The sequence below is a fragment of the Yersinia frederiksenii ATCC 33641 genome, from assembly GCF_000754805.1.
In the GTDB taxonomy this organism is placed as follows: Bacteria; Pseudomonadota; Gammaproteobacteria; order Enterobacterales; family Enterobacteriaceae; genus Yersinia; species Yersinia frederiksenii.
In genome coordinates this window covers 1,509,913-1,535,932 of the sequence record NZ_KN150731.1, presented here as the reverse complement: position 1 = coordinate 1,535,932, position 26,020 = coordinate 1,509,913, and the positions used below count along the sequence as shown (strand labels likewise).

The window sequence follows — 26,020 nt, the reverse complement described above, 5'->3', positions numbered from 1 at the left end:
TTGCCCGCAGTTCTAATGACAATGTAAAAATAACGAGTAAGTTAAAGATGAAAAGAATGTTGATTAACGCAACTCAGCAAGAAGAGTTGCGTGTTGCCCTTGTAGATGGACAGCGGCTGTATGATTTGGATATTGAAAGTCCAGGTCATGAACAGAAAAAAGCGAATATTTACAAAGGTAAAATCACCCGAATCGAACCCAGCCTGGAAGCCGCTTTTGTTGATTACGGCGCTGAACGGCATGGTTTCCTCCCACTAAAAGAAATTTCTCGCGAATATTTCCCTAGTAATTATTCCTCTCATGGCCGCCCAAACATCAAAGATGTGCTGCGCGAAGGCCAGGAAGTTATTGTTCAGGTTGATAAAGAAGAACGCGGTAATAAAGGTGCCGCACTGACGACTTTTATCAGTCTGGCCGGTAGTTATTTAGTTCTGATGCCAAACAACCCACGTGCCGGTGGCATTTCTCGCCGTATCGAAGGGGATGACCGTACTGAACTGAAAGAAGCCTTATCCTCCCTGCAATTGCCTGATGGCATGGGTCTGATTGTGCGTACCGCGGGTGTAGGTAAATCTGCTGATGCGCTGCAATGGGACTTATCATTCCGTCTTAAGCACTGGGATGCGATTAAAAAAGCCGCTGAAGGTCGCCCTGCGCCGTTCTTGATTCATCAGGAAAGTAACGTGATTGTCCGTGCTTTCCGTGATTATCTGCGCCCGGACATCGGCGAAATCCTGATCGATAACCCTAAAGTTCTCGAACTGGCTAAAGAGCATATCGCTGCACTGGGCCGCCCGGATTTCAGTAGTAAAATCAAATTGTACAGTGGTGAAATTCCATTATTCAGCCACTACCAGATTGAGTCACAGATTGAATCTGCATTCCAACGTGAAGTTCGTCTGCCTTCCGGTGGCTCTATCGTTATCGATACCACTGAAGCCTTGACCGCGATTGATATCAACTCCGCACGAGCAACTCGTGGTGGTGATATCGAAGAAACTGCTTTCAATACCAACCTTGAAGCGGCAGATGAAATTGCCCGTCAGTTGCGTTTACGTGACTTGGGTGGCCTGATTGTTATCGACTTTATCGATATGACCCCCGTGCGCCACCAGCGTGAAGTGGAAAACCGTTTACGTGATGCCGTCCGTCAAGACCGCGCGCGGATCCAGATTGGCCGCATCTCGCGCTTTGGTTTACTGGAAATGTCCCGTCAGCGCCTCAGTCCGTCACTGGGTGAGTCGAGCCACCATGTGTGCCCACGTTGTAGCGGCACCGGTACCGTGCGTGACAACGAATCCCTGTCACTTTCTATTCTGCGTTTGATTGAAGAAGAAGCGCTGAAAGAAAATACCCATGAAGTTCACGCGATTGTGCCGGTACAAATTGCCTCGTATCTGCTGAACGAAAAACGTGAATCAGTTAATGCCATCGAAAAACGCCAAGGCGGTGTGCGTGCGGTGATCGTGCCAAACGATCAGATGCAAACCCCACATTACTCGGTGCTGCGCGTACGTAAAGGTGAAGAAGTTCCTTCTCTCAGTTATTTGTTGCCACAGCTGCATGAAGCAGAAATGGCGCAACCGCTGGAAGAAGCGACGATGGAGCGTAAACGCCCAGAACAACCGGCGCTGGCAACTTTCTCTCTGCCAACTGAAGTTCCACCAGAATCAGCTCCAGCTGCTACCGCGGTTAAGCCAGCAGTCGCACCACAGGCTGAGGCATCCGCAGCCCCTGAACAACCAGGCTTCTTTAGTCGTCTGTTCAGTGGCCTGAAGGGTATTTTCGGTGGTTCGACAGAAGCTGAAGTCAAACCGGTTGAAGTTGAAAAAACTGAAACCAACGAGAATCGCCGTAATGACCGCCGTAATCCTCGCCGTCAGAACAATGGCCGTAAAGATCGCAATGACCGCACACCACGTGAAGGCCGCGATAACTCAGGTCGTGGTGAGAACAATGGCTCTCGTGATAGTTCAGGCCGTGATAACACGAATCGTGATAATTCCAATCGCGAAGGCCGTGAAGATCAACGTCGTAATAAGCGCCCTACTCAACAAGCTACTGCACCACAAGCACAGACTGATGTCGTTGATGCGGATAAAGTACAGCGTGAAGAGCAGCAGCCGCGTCGTGGTGATCGTCAACGTCGCCGTCAAGATGACAAACGCCAAGCTCCACAAGACGTTAAAGCGAAAGTTGATGTTGCCGAGGTCAGTGTTGTAGAAGACGTACAGCAGCCTGAGCAGGAAGAACGTCAGCAGGTGATGCAGCGCCGTCAACGTCGTCAGTTGAGTCAGAAAGTCCGTATTCAATCGGCCAATGATGAGCTGAATGTTGTGGAAAATCCTGCCAGCGAACCGGTAACTCACATTGCCGCGCCAGCTGTACAGGAAGAAGTGAAGTTATTGCCACAGCCAAGCAACCAAGCTGATGATGAAGTGACTAACGACCGCAACGCCAATAATGAAAATGGCATGCCACGTCGCTCTCGCCGTTCACCTCGCCATTTGCGTGTCAGTGGTCAACGTCGCCGTCGCTACCGTGATGAGCGTTATCCAGCACAGTCTGCTATGCCGTTGGCAGGTGCTTTTGCCTCGCCAGAAATGGCTTCTGGCAAAGTATGGGTTCGTTACCCGGTTGCTCAACCGATTGAACGAGCTTTTGTGGAGAATCCGGTTGAAGAACAACTACCTGTAGAACAAGTGCCAGAAGCTGCAGTCGTAGCCGTTGCTGCTCCGATTATTGCAGCCCCTGTTGTTGTTGCCGCTGTTGCAGAAATTGCCGCTCCTGCACCAACGCCTGCGCCACAACATAAACCAGGCGGTTCTTCATCTTCAGCTGCAGCCGTACCTGGCCGTGCACCTGTTGTGGCACCGACACCTGACGTTGTCGAGCCAGCAATGGTAGCCGCGGTTGTTGAAACTCCGACGACGGCAAACATTGCTGTTGCAGATGCGACACCGGTAGCTGAAACCTTGGCCGCAATTGAACAGGCTCCAGTCATTGTCAAACCAGTAGTTGAAGAGGTTGTTGCTACTGAAACTGTGGTTGAAGAAACCATCGTGCCAGAAGCTGTGGTTGAAGAAACCATCGTGCCAGAAGCTGTGATTACAGAAACGATCGCTGAAGACATTGTCGTTGAAGAGACAGTCGTTGAAGAGGCTGTAGTCGAAGAAACAGTTGTGGAAGCAGCAGCACCAGAAGTTATTGCTGAAACAGCCGCTGCCGCCGAAACGGTTGTTGAAGAGGCTATTGCTGAACAACAAGTCACAAGTGAAACTGTGGTTGAGAATGTGACTGAAGATGCGAGTGTTACTGAGCCACTAACCGATGCAGCGACAGTTATCGTGTCTCAACAGCCGGTAGTTGCTCAGCCTGAAGGGGTGTTATTCAAACACTATGCTTCAGCACCGATGACTAAAGCTCCGGCGCCTGATTATGCTCCAGCATCAACGAGTCAAGGTCATTGGGAACGCCCGGCCTTTGATTTTGCTGGTAAAGGTTCTGCAGGTGGTCATGCTGCGGTAACTCAGGCCACAGCACCAGCAACCAAACCACAATCGGTCGACTAACAACCATATTGTTTAGTTCGAACCCTACAAAAACCCGCCAGCAGGCGGGTTTTTTATTTCGATAAAATGCTCAAGCAATTTGCTTCACTTTTTTTATCTCAATGCTCTCAAGCTTGCCTTCTATCGATTTGACAAACTCTTTGAAGTGCCCAGTTTTATTATGTTTTTCCAATGCTTCATCAGATTCCCAGCGCTCGAAAAACACAAAAGAACCTGGTTTATCGCTTTCGGCATGGAGATCATATTGCAGATTTCCTTGTTCCTCACGGCTGGGTTCAATCACTTGATGAACCGCAGCTTTAACCGCAGCAGTAAATTCAGGTTTTGCCACTAAACTGGCGATGACACGGACTTCCATAGTTATTCTCCCATGTTATACATTCAATTAGCGTATTTGATGGCTAATTAATCGCTCACCCTGTTGGGCAAATTTTACCCCGAGCCCCTCTATAAGATGCCCTTTTTATATTGTTTTCAACCTAACCCTAACAATCAGATGCATCCTGAGCACTTTCCGCTTATCCTTAGACCCCGCCAGAAACAGCATAAAAACCCCGATATTTCATCATGACTGCGGAGCCCGTTGAATGACTGCACAATCTAACACCCTGAAAATTCGCCGCCCAGATGACTGGCATATTCACTTACGTGATGACGAAATGCTCAGTACCGTGCTGCCCTATACTTCCGAGGTGTTCGCTCGAGCCATCGTTATGCCAAATCTGACGCCACCGATTACCACAGTCGATAGCGCGATTGCTTACCGGGAACGTATTTTGGCTGCAACACCAACAGGCCATAAATTCACACCACTGATGACCTGCTACCTGACCAATACGCTGGATATCAACGAACTGACTCGCGGTTTTGCAGAAGGTGTATTTACCGCAGCCAAGTTATACCCTGCCAATGCCACCACTAACTCGACTCACGGTGTATCGGATATTCCAGCAATTTATCCTCTGTTTGAACAAATGCAGAAGATAGGTATGCCACTGTTGATCCACGGTGAAGTTACCGAGGCTGCAGTGGATATCTTTGATCGCGAAGCACGTTTTATTGAAATAATCCTGGAACCGATTCGCCGCAACTTCCCTGAGTTGAAAATTGTCTTTGAGCATATTACAACCAAAGACGCTGCTGATTATGTGCTGGCAGGCAATCGTTTCCTTGGGGCGACCATTACCCCACAGCATTTGATGTTTAACCGTAATCACATGCTGGTAGGTGGGATTCGCCCTCATCTATTCTGCTTGCCTATATTGAAACGAGGTACTCATCAGGAAGCGTTACGTCAGGCAGTCGCCAGCGGCTCTGACCGTTTCTTCCTCGGAACTGACTCTGCACCTCATGCCAAGCATCGCAAAGAGTCATCTTGTGGCTGTGCTGGTGTCTTCAACGCGCCATCTGCATTACCTGCTTATGCCACCGTATTTGAAGAGATGCATGCATTGCAACATCTGGAAGCTTTCTGTTCCTTAAATGGCCCACGCTTCTATAACCTGCCTGTTAACGAGGATTTTGTTGAATTGGTTCGGACTCCGTTCCAACAACCGGAAGAAATCCCATTAGGAAAGGAATCGGTCATTCCTTTCCTCGCGGGCCAAACTCTTAATTGGTCAGTGAAAGCCTGATAACGTTCACTGTCGGGAAGCATCTTTCTCTACAGTGAAATTTTTATCTCTGCTAGTTGCGGCCTGAATATTTATACTGTATAAATAAACAGTATAAATATTCGGAGGGCCAAATATGCGTGTTGAAGTCAGTATTGATAAAAAAAACCCGTTACCCGCAGGTGCTATCGAAGCACTCACTCATGAATTGAGTAAACGACTGAATAGCAAATTTCCGGACACCACGACTGCAGTACAAGTACGTTATGCTGGTGCTAATAATCTGTCTGTTTTAGGCGGAGCCAAAACAGATAAAGATCTGATCTCTGAAATATTACAAGAAATATGGGAAAGCGCTGACGATTGGTTTGATGCGGAGTAACCCACACTAATGCTGTTTTGCCGGGGAGTCGCTCCTCGGCTTTTTTATAGACATGTTTAAATTGCACGTTATTAATTTTTTCTTATCACTCTCTCTGTTCGCTTAATTAATCATCATAAAATAAATAATTTGTAAAGATCTGTGGATAATCTCCAAATTCAGCAACGGTTGCGTATACTAAAAAAGCTCACCCAGTATTGAGCCGCATGGATCCTCGTTAGTCACTCCAGTCAGTAACTACTATATAAGGGGTCTTTATGGACAGAAATGATGAAGTTATCCAGACTCACCCACTCGTAGGTTGGGATATCAGCACTGTAGATGTATATGACGCGATGATGATACGTCTTCATTACCTGTCTTCCATGGATCAACCGCCAGAAGATGCACTCGTTGATAGAACACTCTGGCTGACGACTGATGTTGCACGCCAATTAATAAATATCTTAGAAGCAGGCATTGCTAAAATTGAGTCATCAGAATATCAAGACTTGGATTATCGTAAGCATTAATTCTTTATACCAGTTCATTTTCAAATCGATAAAAAGGCACCCGTGAATATCACTTGGTGCCTTTTTATTAACCGCTCTCCCCTAATATAGCTAACATCTCTTTTTCTCCTCTAACTCCCGTGCTATTACTATCGTTTTAATTTTTATCGCTAGCCGCTAGCTTTAATTTTAATATTTCTGGTCATTACCACGATAACTATGAGCTACTCATCAGAGAGTGTTAAATAGGCCTACAGTGATATTCCCCAAGGTGAAAAATATGGATTACGATTTGATTGTCATCGGTAGCGGTTCTGTCGGCTCTGCCGCAGGTTACTACGCCTCACAAGCCGGTTTAAAGGTACTGATGATTGACAGTGCAATGCCACCACACCAAGCGGGGAGTCATCATGGTGATACCAGAATCATTCGCCATGCTTATGGTGAAGGTGAGAAGTATGTTCCCTTAGTATTACGTGCTCAAGCCTTGTGGAATCAGCTATCGTCCCAAACCGGGGAGACGTTATTCCAGGCCAGTGGTGTGCTTAATTTGGGGCCTGCTGATTCACTTTTCCTGCAAAATGCCCAGTACAGCGCCCAACAATATAATTTGCCAGTAGAAACCTTAAATGCGGCGCAGGTTCGCGAGAAATGGCCCGTGTTTACTGTGCCAGACAATTATATTGGTGTGTTCGAACCACAAGCAGGTTTCTTGCGTTCCGAGTTAGCCATAAAAACACTGATCAAAGCAGTCACTGAAGCCGGTTGTGGCATCCTTTTCAACTGCCCTGTCACCGCGATTGAGCCACTGGATGACGGTGTCGATGTTGTGACCATAGATGGTACCTACAGTGCCCGTAAGGTGGTTGTTACCGCCGGAACCTGGGTCAAAGAACTACTTCCAGAGTTGCCCGTGACGGCAGTACGCAAAGTCTTTTCCTGGCATCATGCCGATGGACGCTACAGTGAAAATAACCATTTCCCCGCATTCACCGTCGAAACACCGGATAATATCCACTATTACGGTTTCCCCTCGCAAAATGATGAGCTGAAACTCGGTAAACATAATGGAGGGCAGCCCATTGAGTCTGCCGCACAGCGAAAACCTTTCGGCAGTTATGCTGAAGATGGCACTGAAGTATTTGGTTTTTTACGCAACTTTTTACCCGGCGTTGGCGTTTGCCTCCATGGGGCCGCATGCAGTTATGATATGAGCCCTGATGAGGATTTCATCATCGATACCTTGCCAGATAACCCTAATATCATGGTGGTGACTGGCTTAAGTGGCCATGGATTTAAGTTTGCCACTGCTCTGGGTGAAGTCGCGGCTCTATTTGCCCAAGACAAAGTTTCACCTATTGATATTTCAGCATTTTCCTTGTCTCGTTTTGCAAATTCGTAATATTAGATCGCAAAAATAACGCGCATAATATCGCCGATGACCATTTCTATTTCAAATGAGTCATCGGTATTTCATTCAATTTGCTGACATTTCCTTTTCAGTATGAAATACTGCCATTTGAATTATTATAAGGTAGTTTATTCGTTATATCCGTAAATAAACCTCGTAAATCCCGAATTGACGTCTTAGTCGTCAGAGGATTACCTTATCCTTGTATGCAGTCAGGTATGGTTGCTGTTAGACAAGGATGTATGTCACATGAAAATATTAATTATCGACGAATGCTTTTATACCCGTTCAGGGGTAAATACTTATTTAAATAACTCAATATCTCTTAATTTAATGGATGTGCCTACCGTTGCACAGGCAACATTGGCGATTCACGATTTTAATCCTGAGATAATAATTGTTAATCTTACGCAATATTGTCGATTCGGTGGACATTGCCCTTTATTAGAGAAGTTTCTCAATTGCTGTAATCGGGCAAAGGTTTATATTTATCTGGATGCATCATACCCATTTAGCAACACACCTATACCTCTCACTGACTCAGTCTCAATCTTGGCTAAAAGGCATTTGCCTGAACTATTAAAAATGTTATCCAGCTTCTCAGACGATGTCTGTGAGCAACTCCCCTCATGCTCCTCATCGCTGTTCAGTCCACAAGAACATAAAGTCATGTGCTATTGGATGACGGAAATGCCTAATTATCGCATAGCTCGAAAGCTGAATATTAGCGACAGTACTGTTTACTCACACAAACGTCATATTACCGAGAAAATAAAAGTTAGAAACCGTCTGGAACTGTGTTTTATTTATAATGTCTTTAAGTATTTATACTGAGATTGTTTATATAAATAGAGAGCCCGCTATAAAAAATAGGTCAGGATTAATTGATACATAACGTTAGTGAGTGAATGTAGCTAACCCCCTGCAATTTCAGGTTCTATGAGTATATAATGGGGAATGATTTCAGCCGCAGGCAGTCGTATGTTAAATAAATTGCTCTCAATAGTTATCAATAATGTACGGCAGCATCTGGTGCTCTATATCTGCTTATGGCTGATTCTACTAGCGCTCGATATTTATTTCTTCTTCTATTAATTTACGCTTTCCTACATCTTTCTAGATTTTTAGTCAGGGCCAGCAGATATCAATCTATCTGTGGCCCTTTGCAGCTTTAGGACGCTTTATCAGCTAACCTTATCCGACTCAACTTTAATGGGTTTACCATCACTCAGTAACACCGCAAATTTATAACCGGCGGGTGTTAACTCAAGAGCAATCTTGGCAATAATGGTCAATGGTACCGAAAGCAACATACCTATCGGCCCCAATAGCCATCCCCAGAAAATTAATGACAGGAACACCACCAGCGTCGAGAGACCCAACCCCCGCCCCATCATCCGTGGATCAATGATGTTACCGCCAATCAGGTTAATGAGAATATAACCGCAAGTGACAGCAAAAGCGTCAGCAAAACCATTAAAGAGTAAGGCTTGAATGATCGGCGGAACAGCTGCTAATACTGACCCGATATTAGGGATGTAATTCAAAACAAAAGCCAGTAACCCCCACAGGAAAGCAAATCTCACCCCCATTGCTGCCAGGAATAACCAAATAACAATCCCCGTTGCAATGCTAATAATAGTTTTAATGACCAGATAATGTGTCACACCATTCAGTGCGCGTTTAAGAATCGCATTGCCTTGTTCCGGATTGTCAAACATCAACTGCATTTTATAAGGCAGGCGTTCCACTTCAAATAACATAAAGACCACCGTCATTAGCAGCAAGAACGTGCTGGCCATGGCACCAGACAAGTGACTAAGCAGACGGGTAATAAAGTTCATGGCAGTGCTGGGATCGACATGTTTCATAATGTCATCCACCGAGAACTCAATATTAAAGCGCATCGAGAATTCTTGCAGATCGCGCATTTTCTCCAGCATCATACCGCGATATTGCGGTAGTGAACGGGCGAATTCATTTAATGAAGAACCTAAGCGGCTAAATAGTAATGCCATCAGTAACACAATAATGGTGACCAATAAGACAATCGCCAATGTGCGGGGGATCTTTATTCTCTGTAATAATTTCACCAAAGGATTCAAGACGATAGCGAGAAAAATCGCCAATAAAAACGGCACTACGATAGGTGATGCGGCCTTGACCCCTGCCATAATCACTACCAGCATTGCCAACATTGCAACTAACCGCAAACCTTGGTTACTTACCACCGGTGTTGTCATTATCAATCCTTGCATTGAAACTGCCACCGCTCACAATGGCAAAAAAAAGACGCTACCGGATAAAATAACCGACAACGTCTTATTTTAATAGCACCACCAGCAGGTTAAGTGATGTATCCCCTTTCAATTTGAAGTTGCAGCAGTGTTAGCTACAATACAGAGAACTTTCGCTATGATTATTTTTTATCTGAACTGCTATCTGGCATTGGAATATGCATTGTTGTTTGCAGTAATCCCTTCGATTTATTAAAAATCTTAATACCATTTTCACGACCAGCCCGGCGAGAACGTTGTTCTTCCTGTGGTAGCTTCAATTCTTCCTGGCAAATCTGGCTACAACAACCTTCAAATTTTACCGCACAATTTGGGCACTGAATAAACAGTAAGTGGCAACCATCATTCTTACAGTTAGTGTGCGCATCACATGCAGTTCCACACTGATGGCAATGCGCAATCACATCCTCAGAGATCCGCTCTCCCATACGCTCATCAAACACAAAGTTTTTACCAATAAACTTTAGCGGCAACCCCTGTTCTTTGGCTTTGCGGGCATATTCAATAATCCCACCTTCAACGTGATAGACATTTTTAAAGCCATTATGCAGCATATACGCGCTGGCTTTTTCGCAGCGAATACCTCCGGTGCAATACATAACAATATTCTTATCTTTGTCATGTTGGAGCATATCAACTGCCATAGGCAGCTGCTCACGGAAGGTATCTGAAGGCACTTCTATCGCGTTTTCGAAATGGCCCACTTCGTATTCATAATGATTGCGCATGTCTACAAACAAGGTATCAGGATCATCAATCATCTGATTAACCTGATCGGCCTTCAGATAATGCCCGACATTACTGGGATCGAAACTATCATCATCGATACCATCAGCCACAATACGTTCGCGAACTTTCATCCGCAGCACCCAAAATGACTTACCGTCATCTTCATGAGCAACATTCAGCCGCACTTGATCCAATGCTGGGTGTGACGCAAATAGTGCAACTTTAAATTCGTCGTAGCGATTAGCCGGTACGCTAATTTGTGCATTGATCCCCTCTTTGGCCACATAAACCCGGCCAAAGACACCGAGTTTAACGAATTGGCTATAGAGGTTATCACGGAAGGTTTTCGCATCTTCCAATGTGAAATATTTATAAAAAGAAACTGTGGTACGCGGTTCGGTTTCAGCCAACATGCGCGCTTTAAGTTCCTCATTAGAAATTCGGTTATGTAACACTGGCATGGTGTACGTTCCTGTTTTTCAGAGAGGTTACTGATAATAGTTTATTACTGCTCAATGGGTTACGTAACTACGTAAACAGCTAACCACGGTAAATCATCGCGCAATAGAATTGATATTTTGGCACCGGTCACCCCGTGCGGCGCATATAATACCCGAAACAACGCCATGGCACATCTTTGACGTTTTTTGCTGTGGGGCAAAACTTGACGCCAATGGTAATTACCGATATTCCTGTTTTATTCCTTTCAGCGCTAATGAGTGAAAATAATGCGCGCGATTTGTTATGGCCTTGCCGCTTCGTTGTTTTTTGCTTTTACTTTTATTCTTAATCGCGCCATGGATCTCGGCGGTGGGAGTTGGGTTTGGAGCGCCGCACTACGTTTTATTTTTATGGCTCCCATGCTGTTGTTATTGGTATTGCTGCGCGGCCAGCTAGTACCAAGTCTGCGCCATTTATACCAATATTGGCCGGGCTATCTGCTGTGGAGCACGGTCGGTTTCGGGCTGTTTTATGCCCCACTTAGTCTGGCAGGATCTTATGGCGAAGGCTGGTTAGTTGCCGGCTCCTGGCAAATGACCATTATTGCGGGCTCTTTACTGATTCCATTCTTTAAGCAATCAATCTCTACCCCTGATGGTCTACAACGGGTGCGGGGAAGAATCCCCTTTAAGCACCTGCGCTGGTCACTATTAATTCTCCTCGGTGTCGCATTAATGCAGTGGCAACATGCACAAACACTCAGTCTACAACAGGCTTTATGGTGCATTTTGCCAGTAACATTGGCGGCATTTATGTATCCATTAGGTAATCGCAAAATGATGGATATCTGCCAAGGTGATGTGGATACCTTACAGCGGGTGCTTAACATGACACTCGCTAGTTTGCCTTTCTGGTTGTTGTTGTCGTATTACGGTTGGTCACAGGTCGGTTGGCCGTCATCGGCACAAATCAACCAATCCTTGTTGGTCGCGCTGTTCTCTGGTGTTATCGCCACTTTGCTATTTTTTGCCGCCACCAATCTGGTTAAAAAAGATTATTCTAAACTGGCGGCGGTGGAAGCCACCCAATCCGGTGAAGTTCTGTTTGCTTTGCTTGGTGAGATGCTTTGGCTGGCAGCCCCACTGCCGACGGGGTTATCGCTGCTAGGAATAGGGTTAGTGATGGTGGGAATGATTGTGCACAGTATCGCACCGTTCATTGGCCACCGAGCGGTTTTTAAAGCCTCAGGGACTATTTGCCACGAGGAGCGCGATCAGTAAAACCGGAGGCAATAACCCCTGCAAACAGGGCAATTGCGGCAGCAATCAGTAACGATTTGCTCTGCCAATTGGCACCGATATAGCCTAACAGACCGCCAAGCGCCAGCAAACTTGCACTGAGTTTTGCCACTGACATTGGCTGTTTTCCCATAATTATTAGCATCGCTAATTTATACACTGAAAACATCCTGATTTAGAAATAATAAATCCCTCTTTAACCGCGAGGGATTTATACACATTTATGACAAAACCACCACTCGATGCCGCCGCCCGACTAGAGGCTTATATGCATTAGCTTATCAGTTGTAATTTGGCCGGTAACCCCTGCCGAACCGCCGCGCCACTCACCCAATCTAGCCAAGTGTTAGGAACTTGGCGCGTAGGATCGGTAAAACCTAAATCATTCAAATTGGTTCCCTGACCAATGCGCGGGTCTGCCGCCATTTTTACCCCATCCAGTGTATGAATTCTGGCCCCCATTTCACGATGTCCATAACCATGCTCAATAGCAACAACCCCCGGCATAACGCCATCCAATACACTGACCTGAACCTCCATCTGGCCCCCCGGTGTCATCAGTTGCACCACATCACCATGTTGAATCCCATAGCGACTGGCATCAGACGGATTGATCGCCACCAAATTAGTCGCTTTGACTGCACGTAAGCGCTCGATCATCGCGGTAGAACTGCTCATCAGATGGGATTTAAACGACATCAAGCGCAGTGGCCAGTCCTTTGCCGGGTAATGTTCAAATACATCCGAGCCATCAGCCAAACGAGGAGGATACCAAGTCGGGCAGCCGCTATAGCGCTCTCCGGTAATGGCATGGTGATGTTTCGCCACATTCTCATTCCAGATTTGCAGTGGTTTCTTCCACTGCGGCCCAGTGGCATCGCCATTCCAACTTTTCTCGTAAGGGGCAAAGCGCCCGCCACGGGCCAGCAAATATGCCACCCGGCGCTGCTCATCAGCATGTAAACTCTGTTGCAACGCGGGCCATAAACGATCCACCCCCGTTAGCCGCAGCTCATCATCCGCCGCCGGTGGCAATGGTTTTTCACCACCATAAGCAATATTCGCCGCCGCCCGTAAGTAATAATCTTCTGCCCGATCCAGTGGCAAATACTGACCCTGACTATCTTGCATCGCATTGGCACCAAACCCCGGTAATTGCAAAGCTTTAGCGACCGCAATCAAGAAGCTTTCCATTGCCACCGGCTCGCCTTGCGCGGTACGGGCTGTGCGCGACTCCACTACCGGCCAACGAGCGGTACTGGCTTTTACTAACACACCAGCCCATGGTGCACTGAATCCCCAGCTCTCGAAATTGTGGGTATCCGGCACGATGTAGTCCGCCAAGGCGGTGGTTTCATTCATAAAAGCATCAATGGCGACAAACAGGGGTAACTGACGTGGGTCTTGCAGTTTTTCCTCAATCAAATTACGCAGCCCCGCGACCCCATATAGCGGATTAGTCATATGGCTTATCCAGGCTTTCAATGGATAAGGGTAATCGGCCAGTGCTGGGGCTAACTGTTCAGTCAATTGCCCGCCGACAAAGGGATACCACGGCCCACGAGCGGGATAACCCGGCTGGCCTTGCCGAATTTTTTGCTGATACTCCTCTGATTGTTCATAAGGCTGCTTACTGCGCGATAACGGCAAACCTTTTGGCTTCACCATGCCGCTGAAGGTTGCCAGTTGATAGCGCGGCCCGTCAGCAAAGCCATCAAATTTACCCCCGCCGACAGAGACTCCGCCCTTCAGGTTCAGGTTGCCAATCATTGCATTCAGCATCATGACAGCCCAAGTGGTGTAAAACCCATTGCCGCCCATCATGCCGCCATGAGAAATCACCGCAGCCTGACGCTGATAAGCGGTAAACTCACGCGCCAAGCCGATAATCGTGGCCTCCGGTACTCCGCATTGTTGACTGTATTGCGCCAGTGAAAAACGGTCGGCGGCTTGCTGCAAGCATGCCATGCCCGATTGCACATCAACACTTTGCCCATCATGCAAAGTGACTTGCCGCGTGACAAACAGATCCGCCTGTAGCGTTTGTGCTGCCGGTTGTAAGGTACCATCAGCCACTTGGACTAATATTGGGCTTTCTTCTCCCTCCGCCACTGGCTCGCCACTCAGTTGGCTGGCTCGCAGAAACTGCCCTGCCAGTGGATGCGTTTCGGTGGTGATAACCAAGTGACTGGCATTGGTCCAACTGCGCTCACCAGCGGCTTGCATCGCAGCCTCGCCGGACAGTGCCAGATAATCGTGATTAAAACGATTTTGTTCGATAATCCAGTGGATCATCCCCATCGCCAGCGCCGCATCAGTGCCGGGCAGTACTGGCACCCAACGGTTATGCTGATTAGCCAGAGTAGTGGTGAGCGGCAAAGCAGGCGCGACGACGACATAATTAAAATCATCGCGCTGGCGGGCATTAGCTAACTGGCGCCCCTGACGTTTAAATGGGTTACCCGATTGTGCCGGTGACGTGCCAAGAAATAGCGCAAAACGCACGTTATCCCAATCGGGCTTAACATGCGCATTTTTGTCTAAATCCCCCATCAGCGCGCCAGAACCGGCGCGATAAGCCAACCCGCAATAGGCACCGTGGCTGCCAAGGTTTTTGGTACCGAATGCCTGATTGGCAAAGCGCTTGATAAAAGCATCGCGCCCATCATCACCGGCATTGGTTACCAGCAACTGATTCGCTTTCGGCCCGAGCGATGGCTGTTTCACATCTATGGGGGTGACTAAATCGCGGATCGCCCGCAGCCCCTCCACTGGCCCCTCGCCGAATAAATCACCGCCTTCAGTGACCTCGGCAACTAATTGCTCAAAGCTAATGCGCTGCCATTGACCACTGCCCCGTGGCCCAACCCGCTTCATCGGCTCAGTGATGCGATACGGGCTATCGACCCCCTCCAGCAAAGTAGCACCTCTGGCACAGGCGGTTGAACGCCCAGCCAGACCTTGCTCGCCACCCAAACGTTGCAGTGCCTCACTCAGGGGTAACTGATAAGGGAAATGATGATCATGAGATAATGGATGATAAGGGTTACCAGCAATGCGCAAGATTTTATTCTGTTGAGTATCAACGCGCACTCGCAAGCCGCACAGTGTCCAGCAGCCGAAACACTGAGTCATCGAAACCGCCTGTTGCGGGTTGGCTTGCCATTGCTGGCCAATTATTCCTTCAGGCGGCAAGGCATTAGCACTGATCGGGTCAAGAGTGAGCTTTCCAGCACTACCGTCCACCAATCCGGCCAGTGTCTTACGCGCCACTGCATGGTAGCTGGCCCCGAAGGCCACCACGCCTCCCAAAGCCAGACTGCCTTTTAACCATTGACGCCGTGTGGACTTAGCCATGATGTATTTCCTCTTCAGCTCGGTTTGTGCCTGATACTTTTTGCTCAAGCCATCTGACACCTTCACGGATAGCAATGATTGCTGCGATCCATAATCCGAAAGTGCCGATAATTGCCAGCAATCCTTCGCTGCCAAACGGCAAGGAATAAGGATTGGCTAACACGTTGTATTTAGGCAATGTCTGCGTCTGCATCAGCAACAACCAGCGTACCGACCAGCACAACGTCAAGGCGGCTACGACCTGTATCGCCACCACGGAGACCGGTAATCTCTTGGTCCACATCAATAAGGCCAGCCCGAACAATGCCAGCCACAATATGAGTGGGAATGCGGCGATAAGTGGGGACTGAATTGCCCAATGACGTAAAGCTTGTGCTGAAGGATTATCACCACTGGCCCACAGCAGAGTGACCAGCGCCAGTAGCGCTAAGTTTGTGAATTGCCAACCTGCCAGTGAGGGTTGATATTGCGGCTCACGCCATAACCACATTGCCAACAAGGGCGGGATGGCCTGACAAGCCGTCAGGAAAATAAACACAGGTAGCCACAAACTGAACCACAGTGGCTGGGCGCGTAATATCGATACCTCGCGGCCGGTATAAAGCAAAATACTGATAGCAGAAAGCGCGCAAAGCAGCGCCAATCCGTTGAGTAACCCTGGCAACGGTTTTGCTTTCAGCCGGCTGTAAATCAGTGCCAGAAAATAACCCACGACACAGAGGCTAAACAGCGGCAAAAAGAGGGAACCCCATGACATCCACGACCATGGGGTAAAGTGGGCATAAAAATGCCAGACACGAGCGGGTTGGTGAAGGTCCGCATTAAGTGCCAATGGCGCAACCACCACCGCAGTGACTGCCAGCATCAGCGCGGCGAACTCCAGTTGGCTTTGTTGCGCGGATAATGCTCCCCGGAGTGCAAGCATCCGCTGCCCCCCGGCAAATAATACCGCCCCGCAGGCTAAGCCAATAAAGAAGAAATACTGTACCGCCCACGGCAGCCAGGCGATATCTTGTGGGCGAGCTAAAATTTCGCGGATCATAGGTGGACCTCCTGCCAGAGTGCGGGTTGGCCCTGTAATGGGCGGGTAAATACCTCATCTAATCCGAGGTAAAACACCTGCGGCAGGGTACCTTGTTCCGGTTTCAACACTTTGATATCAACAGCATGCTCTAGCAGCATTTTACGTAATGTGCTGTTGCCATCACGTAAGTCACCAATAATTCTCGCCCCGCCGACGCAGGACTCCACACAAGCAGGTAATAGCCCGGCATCAAGACGATGAACACAAAAAGTGCATTTATCCGCAGTTTGGGTGCTGTGGTTGATAAATCGCGCTTCATAAGGGCAAGCCTGCACACAATAGGCACAGCCCACGCAGCGGGTATTGTCGATAACCACAATGCCATCTTGCCTCTGATAGGTGGCTTGCACCGGGCAAACTGGCACACAAGGTGGGTTATCACAGTGATTGCACAGGCGAGGTAGCAGTACGTTAGTCACACTTTCAGCACCAGACAGTGCTATTTGATACTGATTGACTGTGGTACGGAACTGACCTTGCGGCAGTTGGTTTTCAATGGCGCAACTGACTGTACAGGCTTGGCAACCAATGCAACGGCGCAAATCAATCAACATGGCATAGCGCCGTGTGATATCACCGTGTTTTCGCACCGGCTCCATCTGCCAGCCAGCATCTGCCAGTGGTACCAGCGCCGCTCCTGCAGTTAATACGCCCAGTTTCTGTAGAAATGCTCTTTTCCCTTGATCCATTTTCTTCTCATCTTTCTAATAAGAATCTTCTTGGTAAAGGGATTGTAGAAATTGATAAACAGAAGCCCTATTGTGGTTTTCCACATTCCCTTTAGGGACTTGATCCAGGACAATTGCGCACCGCGATCGGGATCATAAAAAGGAACATGCATGAACTTCAGAGTGCTGGCGATAATGCTGTGGTTGTGTGCTTCTACCGCTCATGCCCGTGATTGGACGATTGGCGTTTTGGCATTACGCGGAGATGCACAGGCACAAGCCCATTGGCAGCCGCTTGTCGATAGTCTGAATCAGCAATTACCGCAGCAGCATTTTCAGTTATTGCCACTGGACTTATCTGCGATGAAGAGCGCTGTAGCGCAGCATCAAATTGATTTTCTGCTCACCAACCCGGCGCAATATGTGCAGATTGATAATCACTATCCTCTACGCTGGCTGGTCTCTTTGCGCTCAAGTCATGAACCGGATGGCACCAGCCGCAATGTGATTGGCAGTGTGATTTTGGTACGTAAAGACAGTGATATTCATTCGCCGCAGGCGCTTATCGGCAAGCGCGTTGGTGCCGTTTCCCCCGAAGCGTTCGGCGGTTATTTATTGGGATACAAAGCGTTACGTGATGTGGGGCTACAACCCGATCAAGACTTTCAGTTACATTTTACCGGTTTCCCGGTTGATGCTTTGGTCTATCTCCTGCGCGACCGCGCAATTTCTGCCGCCATCATCCCCACCTGCTTACTGGAAGATATGCAAGCCGAAGGGCTAGTCCATGCCAGCGACTTTCGGCCATTACTGGCAAAGCAGTCAACTATCCCCTGCCTTACCAGCACGGAATTATATCCAAATTGGTCATTTGCTGCGCTAGCACACATCCCTGATCAACTCGCCGATAATGTGACGCGGGTTTTACTCAATCCTGTGAATCGCCAAGCCCCACAATGGGGAGCGGCCTCATCGACCAGTCAGGTGGAAAGTCTGTTGCGCGCAGTGAATCAACACCCACAGCAGCCACACGTTTGGCAGCAAATTATCGACTGGGCACAACAACATCGGCTATTGATTGCCGCTATCACTCTGGCTTTATTGTTGCTGGGAGCCAATCATATTTGGGTCGCTTATTTGGTGCGTCGCCGCAGCCGCCAGTTAGAGCAATTACATCAACAACTGCGTATTAGAGAAGGTGCCTTGGAACAGGCTCAACGCCTGAGTATTCTGGGGGAAATGGCCTCAGGATTTGCCCATGAACTGAATCAACCGCTCAGTGCCATTCAGCACTATGCCGATGGCTGTGCCATTCGCCTGCAAAGGGAACAAGCCGACCATCCATTGCTGCCGGTTATGGCGCAAATTAGCAAACAGGCCCAGCGCGGTGCCGATACCATTGCCAACCTGCGCCTATGGGCAGGAAAAGCACCATCACCCGCCTCCCACAACCTCAAGGTAAACCCGCCGTTGCATGAACTGCTGCTGCACCTCTGGCAGTTATTAGGGGCAGAGCAGCATCAGCCACCTTGCCAGTTACACACCCATATCGAACCCCATATAAACCTGCATTTACCTCCCACACTGCTGGATCAGATTTTGTGTAATCTGATAACCAACAGTTTGCAGGCCGGTGCCCGTCAGTTGTGGTTTAGTGCCCAGCAACAAGCCGACGACACGGTACTGGCCTTGCAAGATGATGCTGGCGGCTTAACTGCTGAACAACTCAACCAACCCTTTACGCCGTTTCACTCCACAAAGAGTGACGGCCTCGGCCTGGGATTGGTTATTTGCCAACGACTGCTCAGCAGTCAGGGCGGGAATCTATCATTACGTAACCATATTGCCCCCAATGGTAATATGGGGTTGCAAGTGACGCTAACCTTTCCACTTACCCTAAGCAAGGAGCTAACTTTTGTCTCTGATTCATCTGGTTGATGACGATATTGCCGTCACTGATGCCTGCCGTTTTTTACTGGAAAGCCTTGGCTATAAAGTGAAGGTGTGGCATGACGGTGAACAATTTCTCGCCCAGGCTGACTTACATCAGCCTGGTGTATTATTGCTGGATATTCGTATGCCATTACTTGATGGCACACAGGTTTATGCCCGCATGCGCCAGTTAAGCAGCACATTGGCGGTGATATTTCTTACTGCGCATGGCGAAGTGCCGCAAGCGGTGGAACAGATGAAACTTGGGGCGGTCGATTTCTTGCAAAAACCGGTCGCCACTGCGCCATTGATAGCGGCGTTACAGCAAGGCTTGCTGCAATCAGAGCAACTGCTGAGCCGCTGGCAAGTACAACAGCGCTATGCCTCGCTAACTCCCAGGGAACAGATGATTGCTCAATGGGTTATGCAGGGATTGATTAACCGCGATATTGCCGACAAAGCTTTTGTCTCCGTCAGAACCGTCGAAGTGCACCGGGCGAAAGTGATGGAAAAAATGGCGGTCAGCAGTTTGGCTGAACTGGTCAGCATCCTCAATCCGATAAAATAGCGGCGTGAGTGCTGGCTAAATAACCATCAAATGTGTGATTTATCTGACGAAAACTTCAACAAAAAAGCATAAAAAAGGCTTTTTGGTGCGGTCTTTTTTCCTGTAAGCCCCTAAAAATGCCAGAATAGTCTACCTTAAAACGACAGATGAACAGGTTGGTACAGGGCTGAATCATGTCCGCCATCAATAGTAGCTAGTTAACTGTCCGAATGAATTACAATGACGCTGAGAACAGATATGCAAGTTCCTTCTTTTGATCGTTCACTACTGCACCCACGTTATTGGCTGACCTGGCTCGGCCTCGGTATTCTCTACCTGCTGGTGCTTCTCCCCTACCCAGTTATCTACACCATGGGTACTTCGCTTGGCCGTTTTTCCATGCGTTTTCTCAAACGGCGCAAGCGCATAACACGACGCAACCTGGAGCTATGTTTTCCTGATATGCCCCATGCGGAGCGTGAAGAGCTGCTAGTTAAAAATTTTGAATCCGTCGGTATGGGGCTATTTGAAACCGGTATGGCGTGGTTTTGGCCCAACTGGCGCATTCAGCGCTGGTGCAGTGTTAGCGGGCTGGAGCATATCCAACAAGCGCGTGACGAAGGGAAAGGTGTGTTATTGATTGGCTTGCATTTCCTTACGCTGGAGCTGGGTGCGCGTATTTTTGGTATCTACAATCCGGGTATCGGTGTTTATCGTCCTCATGACAATAAAGCCATGGATTGGATGCAAACATGGGGCCGGATGCGGTCAAACAAAGCGATGTTGGATCGCAAGGATCTGAAAGGAATGATTCGCAGCCTTAAGCAAGGCGAGATTATCTGGTATGCCCCAGACCATGATTATGGTCCACGCAGCAGTGTTTTCGTGCCATTATTCGCCGTCGATCAAGCCGCTACCACCACCGGGACTTACCTGCTGGTACGCATGAGTAAACCCGCCATTATCCCGTTCACCCCACGCCGATTGCCTGATGGCAAAGGCTATCAACTGATTTTGCAGCCCGCGGTTGATAACTTCCCGCTGGATAGTGAAGTCGAGGCTGCGGCCTTTATGAACAAAGTGGTGGAAAAAGAGATTATGCGGGCCACAGACCAATATATGTGGCTGCACCGCCGCTTTAAAACCCGGCCAGAAGGCACGCCGTCACTGTATGAGTAATTGCCCGAAATATCTCCAATATGTGGCGGGAATACTATAGTAGAAAAAGATATTAAAGATGATAATGAGAATTAGTTTATATCAGTTTTTTTGATACAATCTGTCAGTTTTATCCGCTAGAAAGATAGTATTTATCTGACTGATAATGCAAATAATTAATCCTAGTTATTATCTGGTTATTTTTTTCTTGATAAGGATATACACATGCTAGCAGCTCTCAATCTCTGGTTCACACGGTTAACTAACCACCCGGACGGCGGCAGACTATTATTGCGCCTTACTTTCGGTATTTTAATGTTATTTCATGGTGTGGCAAAAATTCAGCACGGTACTAGCTGGATAGCTGCGTCGTTACAAACTCAAGGGATCCCGGGCTTTGTCGCTTATGGCGTTTACATTGGCGAAATTGTCACCCCACTGCTGATTATTCTGGGCCTATTTACTCGCCCAGCAGCTTTTATTTACGCGGTTAATTTATTGGTGGCTGTACTGATGGTAGGTACCAGTAAATTCTTTACCCTGACTCAGGTAGGTGCTTGGGGTCTGGAAAACGAAGCCATGTATTTCTTGGGCGGCATTGCCATCATGTTGCTGGGTAGTGGTCGTTATTCCATTACCAAAAACGAAGCTTATCGCTAGCAATCTTTGTTAATGGCTAAGGCAATACTGAGCCACTCTAGCATTATCAGAGTGGTTTTTTACTCCCTCTGTTTTGATAAAACTCATATTGAATATAACATTAAAACAGATGAGTACGAATCTGTTATTCCTCAATAGAATAAGCTTATCTCTCAGTTTCAAACCACCTTTTCATTTTAATAAAAACTAACATTCATCTCATTGATGTAAATGAACTATGGGCGCATACTTACCTTGCTAACTGTTTTCTTCTTGTGCTTTGTTGCCCCTTCAAACGCCCCTATCGACGAATAAAGAGACGCAAAGCAATCACTTGCTTAATCGGTAATTTATGACCTCGGCCCCGCAACCTATTAACTGGAAAAGAAATCTATTTGTCACCTGGTTAGGTTGTTTTCTAACCGGCGCGGCGTTTAGTTTAATCATGCCTTTCCTACCACTCTATGTGGAGGAACTCGGTGTGAGCGGCCACCAGTCATTAAACATGTGGTCTGGTTTGGTCTTCAGCATCACTTTCCTTTTTTCTGCTATTGCAGCGCCATTCTGGGGCAGCCTTGCCGACCGTAAAGGTCGCAAAATCATGCTGTTGCGCTCAGCACTCGGTATGGGGATAGTGATGGTGTTGATGGGGATGGCGCAGAACATCTGGCAGTTCTTAGCACTGCGAGCTCTCTTAGGGCTATTGGGTGGCTTTATTCCTAATGCCAATGCTCTCATTGCCACTCAAGTCCCGCGTAACAGAAGTGGCTGGGCATTGGGTACCCTGTCAACCGGTGGGGTCAGCGGTGCACTAATTGGTCCATTGATTGGTGGGCTACTGGCTGATAACTATGGCTTGCGACCGGTGTTCTTTATTACGGCGGGGGTCTTGTTCGCCTGTTTTGCCATGACATGGTTGTCTGTTAAAGAGCAATTTTCGCCAGTACTGAAAAAAGACATGCTCAATGGACGGCAGGTTTTTAACTCGCTAAAAAATCCTAAGCTGATTCTCAGCCTGTTTGTCACCACCATGATTATCCAAATTGCGACCGGTTCTATTGCGCCGATCCTGACGTTATATGTGCGTGAACTGGCGGGTGATATTCATAATCTGGCATTTGTCAGCGGTCTGATTGCCTCGGTGCCGGGTGTTGCTGCACTGATGAGTGCACCTCGCTTGGGGAGGTTGGGCGATAAAATCGGCCCGGAGCGTATTTTGATTGCCATGCTGGCACTATCAATCTTGATTCTGATCCCGATGGCTTTTGTTCAAACGCCGCTGCAACTGGGGATTCTGCGCTTTTTATTGGGTGCAACGGATGGAGCCTTGCTGCCCGCGGTGCAGACGTTATTAATTTATAACTGTACTAATCAAGTGGCTGGTAGGATTTTTAGCTACAACCAATCATTTCGTGATGTCGGTAACGTCAGTGGCCCGCTATTAGGTGCTGCGGTTTCCGCCAGTTATGGCTTCCGTGCAGTGTTCTGTGTCACGGCGGTCGTCGTGCTGTTTAACGCGATTTATTCTTACTGGTGTTTGCAGCGCCAACCCTTAAAAGCACGGCAACGTGAAGTTCAACAACCACAAGACAGTTAAATAATTAGTCATTGAACCAATAAAATTTTCAGTTTTTATTTTAACTAATTGATTAATATAATTAATATTTTATATTTCATTAGAGAATATCATACATTTTTGTAGCGAAAACAGGTTAAAGCCAGAAACATAACCCTGATAAATGCGATGCGTGTCGACTTTTCATCTAAAAATACGATATAACCCCGATGGACACTAAAAAATGACGTTATTATTGCGTTAAATTCTACTGTAACGAGTGTTAAGCCTGAGAACCGGCCGTAGTGCCAAAAGGGTAACATTCGATGATGGTTTATTCGCTCATTTTACGGCGATTCTATGGGAAGACTTTATGCAAACCTCTGTTAACAACCAAAGCGGTCGTACCTTCTTTGGCCATCCTTATCCGCTCAGCGGGCTGTTTCTTTCCGAAATGTGGGAGCGTTTCTCGTTTTACGGCATCCGCCCCCTCTTAATTCTATTTATGGCCGCCACTGTATTCGATGGCGGTATGGGTCTGCCGCGTGAACAAGCCTCGGCTATTGTCGGGATTTTTGCTGGTAGCATGTATTTGGCGGCATTACCCGGTGGTTGGCTGGCTGACAATTGGCTCGGACAGCAGCGAGCGGTTTGGTACGGCTCTATTCTGATTGCACTAGGCCACCTGTCAATTGCCCTATCAGCCTTCTTTGGTAACGACCTGTTCTTTATTGGCTTAGTATTTATTGTGCTGGGTACTGGCCTGTTCAAAACCTGTATCTCAGTGATGGTCGGGACGCTGTATAAGCCGGGTGATGCCCGTCGTGACGGTGGTTTTTCACTGTTCTATATGGGCATCAATATGGGGTCGTTTATTGCGCCACTGCTCTCCGGTTGGTTGCTGCGCACCCATGGCTGGCACTGGGGCTTTGGTATCGGTGGGATTGGTATGCTGGTGGCATTACTTATCTTTCGTGGTTTTGCCATCCCGGCCATGAAGCGCTATGACGCAGAAGTTGGCCTCGACTCAAGCTGGAATAAACCAACCGTTCAACGTCAGGGAGTGGGCAAGTGGGTTACCGCCATCATGGCAGTGGTTGTGGTAATTATCGTGTTGATTTCTCAGGGTGTTATCCCGATTAACCCGGTGTTGATTGCCAGCTTACTGGTGTATGTTATCGCCGCCTCCGTCACCCTCTATTTTGTTTATCTGTTTGCTTTTGCCAATATGAGCCGTAAAGACCGCGCCCGTCTGCTGGTGTGCTTTATTCTGTTGGTGTCGGCGGCATTCTTCTGGTCAGCTTTTGAACAGAAGCCAACCTCATTTAACTTGTTTGCTAATGATTATACCAACCGTACTGTTATGGGCTTTGAGATCCCAACAGTCTGGTTCCAATCGATAAACGCATTATTTATCATTCTGTTGGCACCGGTATTCAGCTGGGCATGGCCTGCGCTGGCTAAGAAGAACATTCAGCCGAGCAGTATCACTAAATTCGTCATTGGTATCTTATGTGCCGCTGCGGGCTTCGCCGTAATGATGTATGCCGCACAACATGTGCTCAGCAGTGGTGGGGCCGGTGTTTCGCCATTATGGCTAGTGATGAGTATTCTGCTGCTAACCCTGGGTGAATTATGCTTGAGTCCTATTGGGCTGGCGACTATGACGTTACTGGCACCGGACAGAATGCGCGGCCAGGTCATGGGGCTGTGGTTCTGTGCCAGCTCACTGGGTAATCTGGCGGCGGGCTTGATTGGCGGTCATGTTAAAGCTGACCAGCTTGATATGTTGCCAACCCTGTTTGCACGTTGCTCAATTGCTTTGGTTATCTGTGCTGCAGTCTTGATATTGCTTATCGTGCCTATCCGCCGCTTAATGAACAATACTCAGGGCCAGCAAGCCGCCTGATAGTGATTGTTTAACCAAGCGCGATGCAAAAACCCGTCCTTGTGGCGGGTTTCTTTATGGCAAATTTATACTATCGAAATAGCTATAGCGTCCACTCTCGTTGCTGCAATACCACGCGATAACCATCAGTATCTTCAAAGGTTTTTCCGCTCACATCCCAATACGGATTATATGATGCAACGGCGTTAAAACCGGCAACTAACATTTGTTGGCATTGACTGGTCCACAGCTTCTCGTCCGGGATATAGAACACTAATAAGTTATCCTGCGTGGGTGCCGCCCCTACCTCAACACCACGGTGATGAGTAAACTCTAGATGATAAGCGTGATGTGGGTGGCCGAGAATGACCCCATCGAATCCTTGGTGATCAGTAAAGTGGCCCAATGGGCTGAACCCCAAACCACAGCAGTACATCTCACTGACCATTGCCAGGTTATCCGTCGGTCTGGCAATTCGCATCACAGCGCTTGGCGCTAATACCGGCGGATGGGAGAAAGTCGGTTTGATTGGCATCTATGTCACTCCTGCTGTTATTCGTAGGGGCCGTGGCGGGCATCAATGGGTAGCATAAAAGTATCAACAATCATTGATAGGGGGACATCAATCACCGTGACATATTTCCATGGCCCCTCACGCATATCCCATTGCACACCGGGATAATATTGGTGTCCATGCCCCTGCCCCGGCACTGTACGGCTGATAATGCTCCCGCAACCGGACAACAGCATCATACTTGTTCCCAGCAGTAAGATTGGTATCGTACCAGACCGACGATTGATTGGTTTAAACATGGGACTCACACAATTTGCCATTCAGATAATGAACGCTTTCATATTCAGGACTGAATGTAGTTTATCATAGTGGTGTGTTAAGAGGCCGTACAGCGAGTGTTAAGAGGCGGCCTGATTAGCTGCAAAAAAAAACGGGCAATACATG

The 26,020-nt window shown here is 47.9% G+C and carries 23 protein-coding genes; 14 read left to right on the top strand and 9 right to left on the bottom strand.

Annotation, left to right across the window (positions count from 1 at the left end; genetic code table 11):
* Nucleotides 1–47: 47 nt before the first annotated feature.
* Entirely contained in the window at nucleotides 48–3,572 is a 3,525-nt protein-coding gene (rne, locus tag DJ58_RS14915; protein WP_032911179.1) for a ribonuclease E, read from the top strand.
* Nucleotides 3,573–3,642: 70 nt separating this feature from the next.
* On the opposite strand, the gene DJ58_RS14920 is transcribed toward rne, so the two are convergent.
* Nucleotides 3,643–3,930, bottom strand: a complete 288-nt coding sequence (locus tag DJ58_RS14920) for a putative quinol monooxygenase (RefSeq protein ID WP_004709654.1) — start codon at nucleotides 3,928–3,930, stop codon at nucleotides 3,643–3,645.
* A 229-nt stretch (nucleotides 3,931–4,159) separates the two neighbouring features.
* Here DJ58_RS14920 and pyrC point away from each other — a divergent pair, with 229 nt between their 5' ends.
* The 6 genes from pyrC to DJ58_RS22590 all read left to right on the top strand — a co-directional run bounded on the left by pyrC (nucleotide 4,160) and on the right by DJ58_RS22590 (nucleotide 8,564).
* Complete coding sequence (pyrC, locus tag DJ58_RS14925; RefSeq protein WP_004709655.1) at nucleotides 4,160–5,206, top strand: dihydroorotase; 1,047 nt, start codon at nucleotides 4,160–4,162, stop codon at nucleotides 5,204–5,206.
* A gap of 115 nt (nucleotides 5,207–5,321) precedes the next feature.
* On the top strand, nucleotides 5,322–5,567 hold the full coding sequence (dinI, locus tag DJ58_RS14930) for a DNA damage-inducible protein I (RefSeq protein ID WP_004709658.1): 246 nt from the start codon (nucleotides 5,322–5,324) through the stop codon (nucleotides 5,565–5,567).
* Between the two features lie 257 nt (nucleotides 5,568–5,824).
* Nucleotides 5,825–6,079, top strand: a complete 255-nt coding sequence (bssS, locus tag DJ58_RS14935; RefSeq protein ID WP_004709660.1) for a biofilm formation regulator BssS — start codon at nucleotides 5,825–5,827, stop codon at nucleotides 6,077–6,079.
* A 259-nt stretch (nucleotides 6,080–6,338) separates the two neighbouring features.
* Nucleotides 6,339–7,460 (top strand): N-methyl-L-tryptophan oxidase, encoded by a 1,122-nt coding sequence (gene solA, locus DJ58_RS14940; RefSeq protein ID WP_032911182.1) that lies wholly within the window; start codon nucleotides 6,339–6,341, stop codon nucleotides 7,458–7,460.
* Between the two features lie 258 nt (nucleotides 7,461–7,718).
* Nucleotides 7,719–8,303, top strand: a complete 585-nt coding sequence (locus DJ58_RS14945; protein ID WP_004709664.1) for a LuxR C-terminal-related transcriptional regulator — start codon at nucleotides 7,719–7,721, stop codon at nucleotides 8,301–8,303.
* A 123-nt stretch (nucleotides 8,304–8,426) separates the two neighbouring features.
* Complete coding sequence (locus DJ58_RS22590) at nucleotides 8,427–8,564, top strand: DUF2770 family protein (protein ID WP_004709666.1); 138 nt, start codon at nucleotides 8,427–8,429, stop codon at nucleotides 8,562–8,564.
* A gap of 89 nt (nucleotides 8,565–8,653) precedes the next feature.
* On the opposite strand, the gene DJ58_RS14950 is transcribed toward DJ58_RS22590, so the two are convergent.
* The gene (locus DJ58_RS14950) at nucleotides 8,654–9,712 is read right to left on the bottom strand and encodes an AI-2E family transporter (RefSeq protein WP_032911184.1); all 1,059 of its coding nucleotides are present in this window, start codon (nucleotides 9,710–9,712) and stop codon (nucleotides 8,654–8,656) included.
* A gap of 176 nt (nucleotides 9,713–9,888) precedes the next feature.
* The gene (trhO, locus tag DJ58_RS14955; protein WP_004709669.1) at nucleotides 9,889–10,956 is read right to left on the bottom strand and encodes an oxygen-dependent tRNA uridine(34) hydroxylase TrhO; all 1,068 of its coding nucleotides are present in this window, start codon (nucleotides 10,954–10,956) and stop codon (nucleotides 9,889–9,891) included.
* A gap of 267 nt (nucleotides 10,957–11,223) precedes the next feature.
* Between trhO and DJ58_RS14960 the strand changes: the two genes are divergently transcribed.
* The gene (locus DJ58_RS14960) at nucleotides 11,224–12,216 is read left to right on the top strand and encodes a DMT family transporter (protein ID WP_032911187.1); all 993 of its coding nucleotides are present in this window, start codon (nucleotides 11,224–11,226) and stop codon (nucleotides 12,214–12,216) included.
* On the opposite strand, the gene DJ58_RS0121660 is transcribed toward DJ58_RS14960, so the two are convergent.
* The 4 genes from DJ58_RS0121660 to ttrB form a co-directional block, all read right to left on the bottom strand.
* Nucleotides 12,188–12,394: a hypothetical protein gene (locus DJ58_RS0121660; RefSeq protein ID WP_050299234.1), complete on the bottom strand. Its 207-nt coding sequence runs from the start codon at nucleotides 12,392–12,394 to the stop codon at nucleotides 12,188–12,190. The genes DJ58_RS14960 and DJ58_RS0121660 overlap by 29 nt on opposite strands.
* A 113-nt stretch (nucleotides 12,395–12,507) precedes the next feature.
* Nucleotides 12,508–15,591 (bottom strand): tetrathionate reductase subunit TtrA, encoded by a 3,084-nt coding sequence (gene ttrA, locus DJ58_RS14965; RefSeq protein WP_032913215.1) that lies wholly within the window; start codon nucleotides 15,589–15,591, stop codon nucleotides 12,508–12,510.
* Nucleotides 15,584–16,633, bottom strand: coding sequence for a tetrathionate reductase subunit TtrC (gene ttrC, locus DJ58_RS14970; protein ID WP_032911281.1), 1,050 nt, complete (start codon nucleotides 16,631–16,633; stop codon nucleotides 15,584–15,586). Before ttrC ends, ttrA begins: the two co-directional genes overlap by 8 nt.
* A complete protein-coding gene (gene ttrB, locus DJ58_RS14975) occupies nucleotides 16,630–17,364 on the bottom strand; it encodes a tetrathionate reductase subunit TtrB (RefSeq protein ID WP_004709888.1) in 735 nt (244 codons plus the stop codon). The genes ttrC and ttrB overlap by 4 nt, the downstream gene beginning before the upstream one ends.
* 150 nt (nucleotides 17,365–17,514) lie before the next feature.
* Here ttrB and ttrS point away from each other — a divergent pair, with 150 nt between their 5' ends.
* The 6 genes from ttrS (at nucleotide 17,515) to DJ58_RS15005 (ending at nucleotide 25,083) form a co-directional block, all read left to right on the top strand.
* On the top strand, nucleotides 17,515–19,281 hold the full coding sequence (gene ttrS, locus DJ58_RS14980; RefSeq protein WP_004709890.1) for a tetrathionate respiration histidine kinase TtrS: 1,767 nt from the start codon (nucleotides 17,515–17,517) through the stop codon (nucleotides 19,279–19,281).
* Complete coding sequence (gene ttrR, locus DJ58_RS14985; RefSeq protein ID WP_032911284.1) at nucleotides 19,259–19,843, top strand: tetrathionate respiration response regulator TtrR; 585 nt, start codon at nucleotides 19,259–19,261, stop codon at nucleotides 19,841–19,843. Before ttrS ends, ttrR begins: the two co-directional genes overlap by 23 nt.
* A 237-nt stretch (nucleotides 19,844–20,080) precedes the next feature.
* On the top strand, nucleotides 20,081–21,001 hold the full coding sequence (locus tag DJ58_RS14990; RefSeq protein WP_032911329.1) for a Kdo(2)-lipid IV(A) acyltransferase: 921 nt from the start codon (nucleotides 20,081–20,083) through the stop codon (nucleotides 20,999–21,001).
* Between the two features lie 204 nt (nucleotides 21,002–21,205).
* Entirely contained in the window at nucleotides 21,206–21,640 is a 435-nt protein-coding gene (locus DJ58_RS14995) for a DoxX family protein (RefSeq protein ID WP_032911285.1), read from the top strand.
* A gap of 331 nt (nucleotides 21,641–21,971) precedes the next feature.
* Nucleotides 21,972–23,216, top strand: a complete 1,245-nt coding sequence (gene mdtG, locus DJ58_RS15000) for a multidrug efflux MFS transporter MdtG (protein ID WP_004709898.1) — start codon at nucleotides 21,972–21,974, stop codon at nucleotides 23,214–23,216.
* Between the two features lie 331 nt (nucleotides 23,217–23,547).
* The gene (locus DJ58_RS15005; RefSeq protein ID WP_032911286.1) at nucleotides 23,548–25,083 is read left to right on the top strand and encodes a peptide MFS transporter; all 1,536 of its coding nucleotides are present in this window, start codon (nucleotides 23,548–23,550) and stop codon (nucleotides 25,081–25,083) included.
* An 82-nt stretch (nucleotides 25,084–25,165) separates the two neighbouring features.
* Here DJ58_RS15005 and DJ58_RS15010 read toward each other — a convergent pair whose 3' ends face one another.
* The gene (locus DJ58_RS15010; protein WP_004709902.1) at nucleotides 25,166–25,597 is read right to left on the bottom strand and encodes a hypothetical protein; all 432 of its coding nucleotides are present in this window, start codon (nucleotides 25,595–25,597) and stop codon (nucleotides 25,166–25,168) included.
* Between the two features lie 17 nt (nucleotides 25,598–25,614).
* Nucleotides 25,615–25,875, bottom strand: a complete 261-nt coding sequence (locus tag DJ58_RS15015) for a YceK/YidQ family lipoprotein (protein ID WP_050130118.1) — start codon at nucleotides 25,873–25,875, stop codon at nucleotides 25,615–25,617.
* Between the last annotated feature and the right edge of the window lie 145 nt (nucleotides 25,876–26,020).

Bases quoted from the DNA above. Each gene is read 5' to 3' on its own strand.
- solA (WP_032911182.1), top strand. From the start codon at position 6,339: ATGGATTACGATTTGATTGTCATCGGTAGCGGTTCTGTCGGCTCTGCC.
- DJ58_RS14990 (WP_032911329.1), top strand. From the start codon at position 20,081: ATGCAAGTTCCTTCTTTTGATCGTTCACTACTGCACCCACGTTATTGG.
- mdtG (WP_004709898.1), top strand. From the start codon at position 21,972: ATGACCTCGGCCCCGCAACCTATTAACTGGAAAAGAAATCTATTTGTC.
- trhO (WP_004709669.1), bottom strand. From the start codon at position 10,956: ATGCCAGTGTTACATAACCGAATTTCTAATGAGGAACTTAAAGCGCGC.
- DJ58_RS15015 (WP_050130118.1), bottom strand. From the start codon at position 25,875: ATGTTTAAACCAATCAATCGTCGGTCTGGTACGATACCAATCTTACTG.
- pyrC (WP_004709655.1), top strand. From the start codon at position 4,160: ATGACTGCACAATCTAACACCCTGAAAATTCGCCGCCCAGATGACTGG.
- DJ58_RS14945 (WP_004709664.1), top strand. From the start codon at position 7,719: ATGAAAATATTAATTATCGACGAATGCTTTTATACCCGTTCAGGGGTA.
- ttrS (WP_004709890.1), top strand. From the start codon at position 17,515: ATGAACTTCAGAGTGCTGGCGATAATGCTGTGGTTGTGTGCTTCTACC.
- DJ58_RS14960 (WP_032911187.1), top strand. From the start codon at position 11,224: ATGCGCGCGATTTGTTATGGCCTTGCCGCTTCGTTGTTTTTTGCTTTT.
- DJ58_RS14950 (WP_032911184.1), bottom strand. From the start codon at position 9,712: ATGACAACACCGGTGGTAAGTAACCAAGGTTTGCGGTTAGTTGCAATG.
- DJ58_RS15010 (WP_004709902.1), bottom strand. From the start codon at position 25,597: ATGCCAATCAAACCGACTTTCTCCCATCCGCCGGTATTAGCGCCAAGC.
- DJ58_RS15005 (WP_032911286.1), top strand. From the start codon at position 23,548: ATGCAAACCTCTGTTAACAACCAAAGCGGTCGTACCTTCTTTGGCCAT.
- DJ58_RS14995 (WP_032911285.1), top strand. From the start codon at position 21,206: ATGCTAGCAGCTCTCAATCTCTGGTTCACACGGTTAACTAACCACCCG.
- ttrC (WP_032911281.1), bottom strand. From the start codon at position 16,633: ATGATCCGCGAAATTTTAGCTCGCCCACAAGATATCGCCTGGCTGCCG.
- ttrB (WP_004709888.1), bottom strand. From the start codon at position 17,364: ATGGATCAAGGGAAAAGAGCATTTCTACAGAAACTGGGCGTATTAACT.
- bssS (WP_004709660.1), top strand. From the start codon at position 5,825: ATGGACAGAAATGATGAAGTTATCCAGACTCACCCACTCGTAGGTTGG.
- DJ58_RS22590 (WP_004709666.1), top strand. From the start codon at position 8,427: ATGATTTCAGCCGCAGGCAGTCGTATGTTAAATAAATTGCTCTCAATA.
- rne (WP_032911179.1), top strand. From the start codon at position 48: ATGAAAAGAATGTTGATTAACGCAACTCAGCAAGAAGAGTTGCGTGTT.
- dinI (WP_004709658.1), top strand. From the start codon at position 5,322: ATGCGTGTTGAAGTCAGTATTGATAAAAAAAACCCGTTACCCGCAGGT.
- DJ58_RS14920 (WP_004709654.1), bottom strand. From the start codon at position 3,930: ATGGAAGTCCGTGTCATCGCCAGTTTAGTGGCAAAACCTGAATTTACT.
- ttrA (WP_032913215.1), bottom strand. From the start codon at position 15,591: ATGGCTAAGTCCACACGGCGTCAATGGTTAAAAGGCAGTCTGGCTTTG.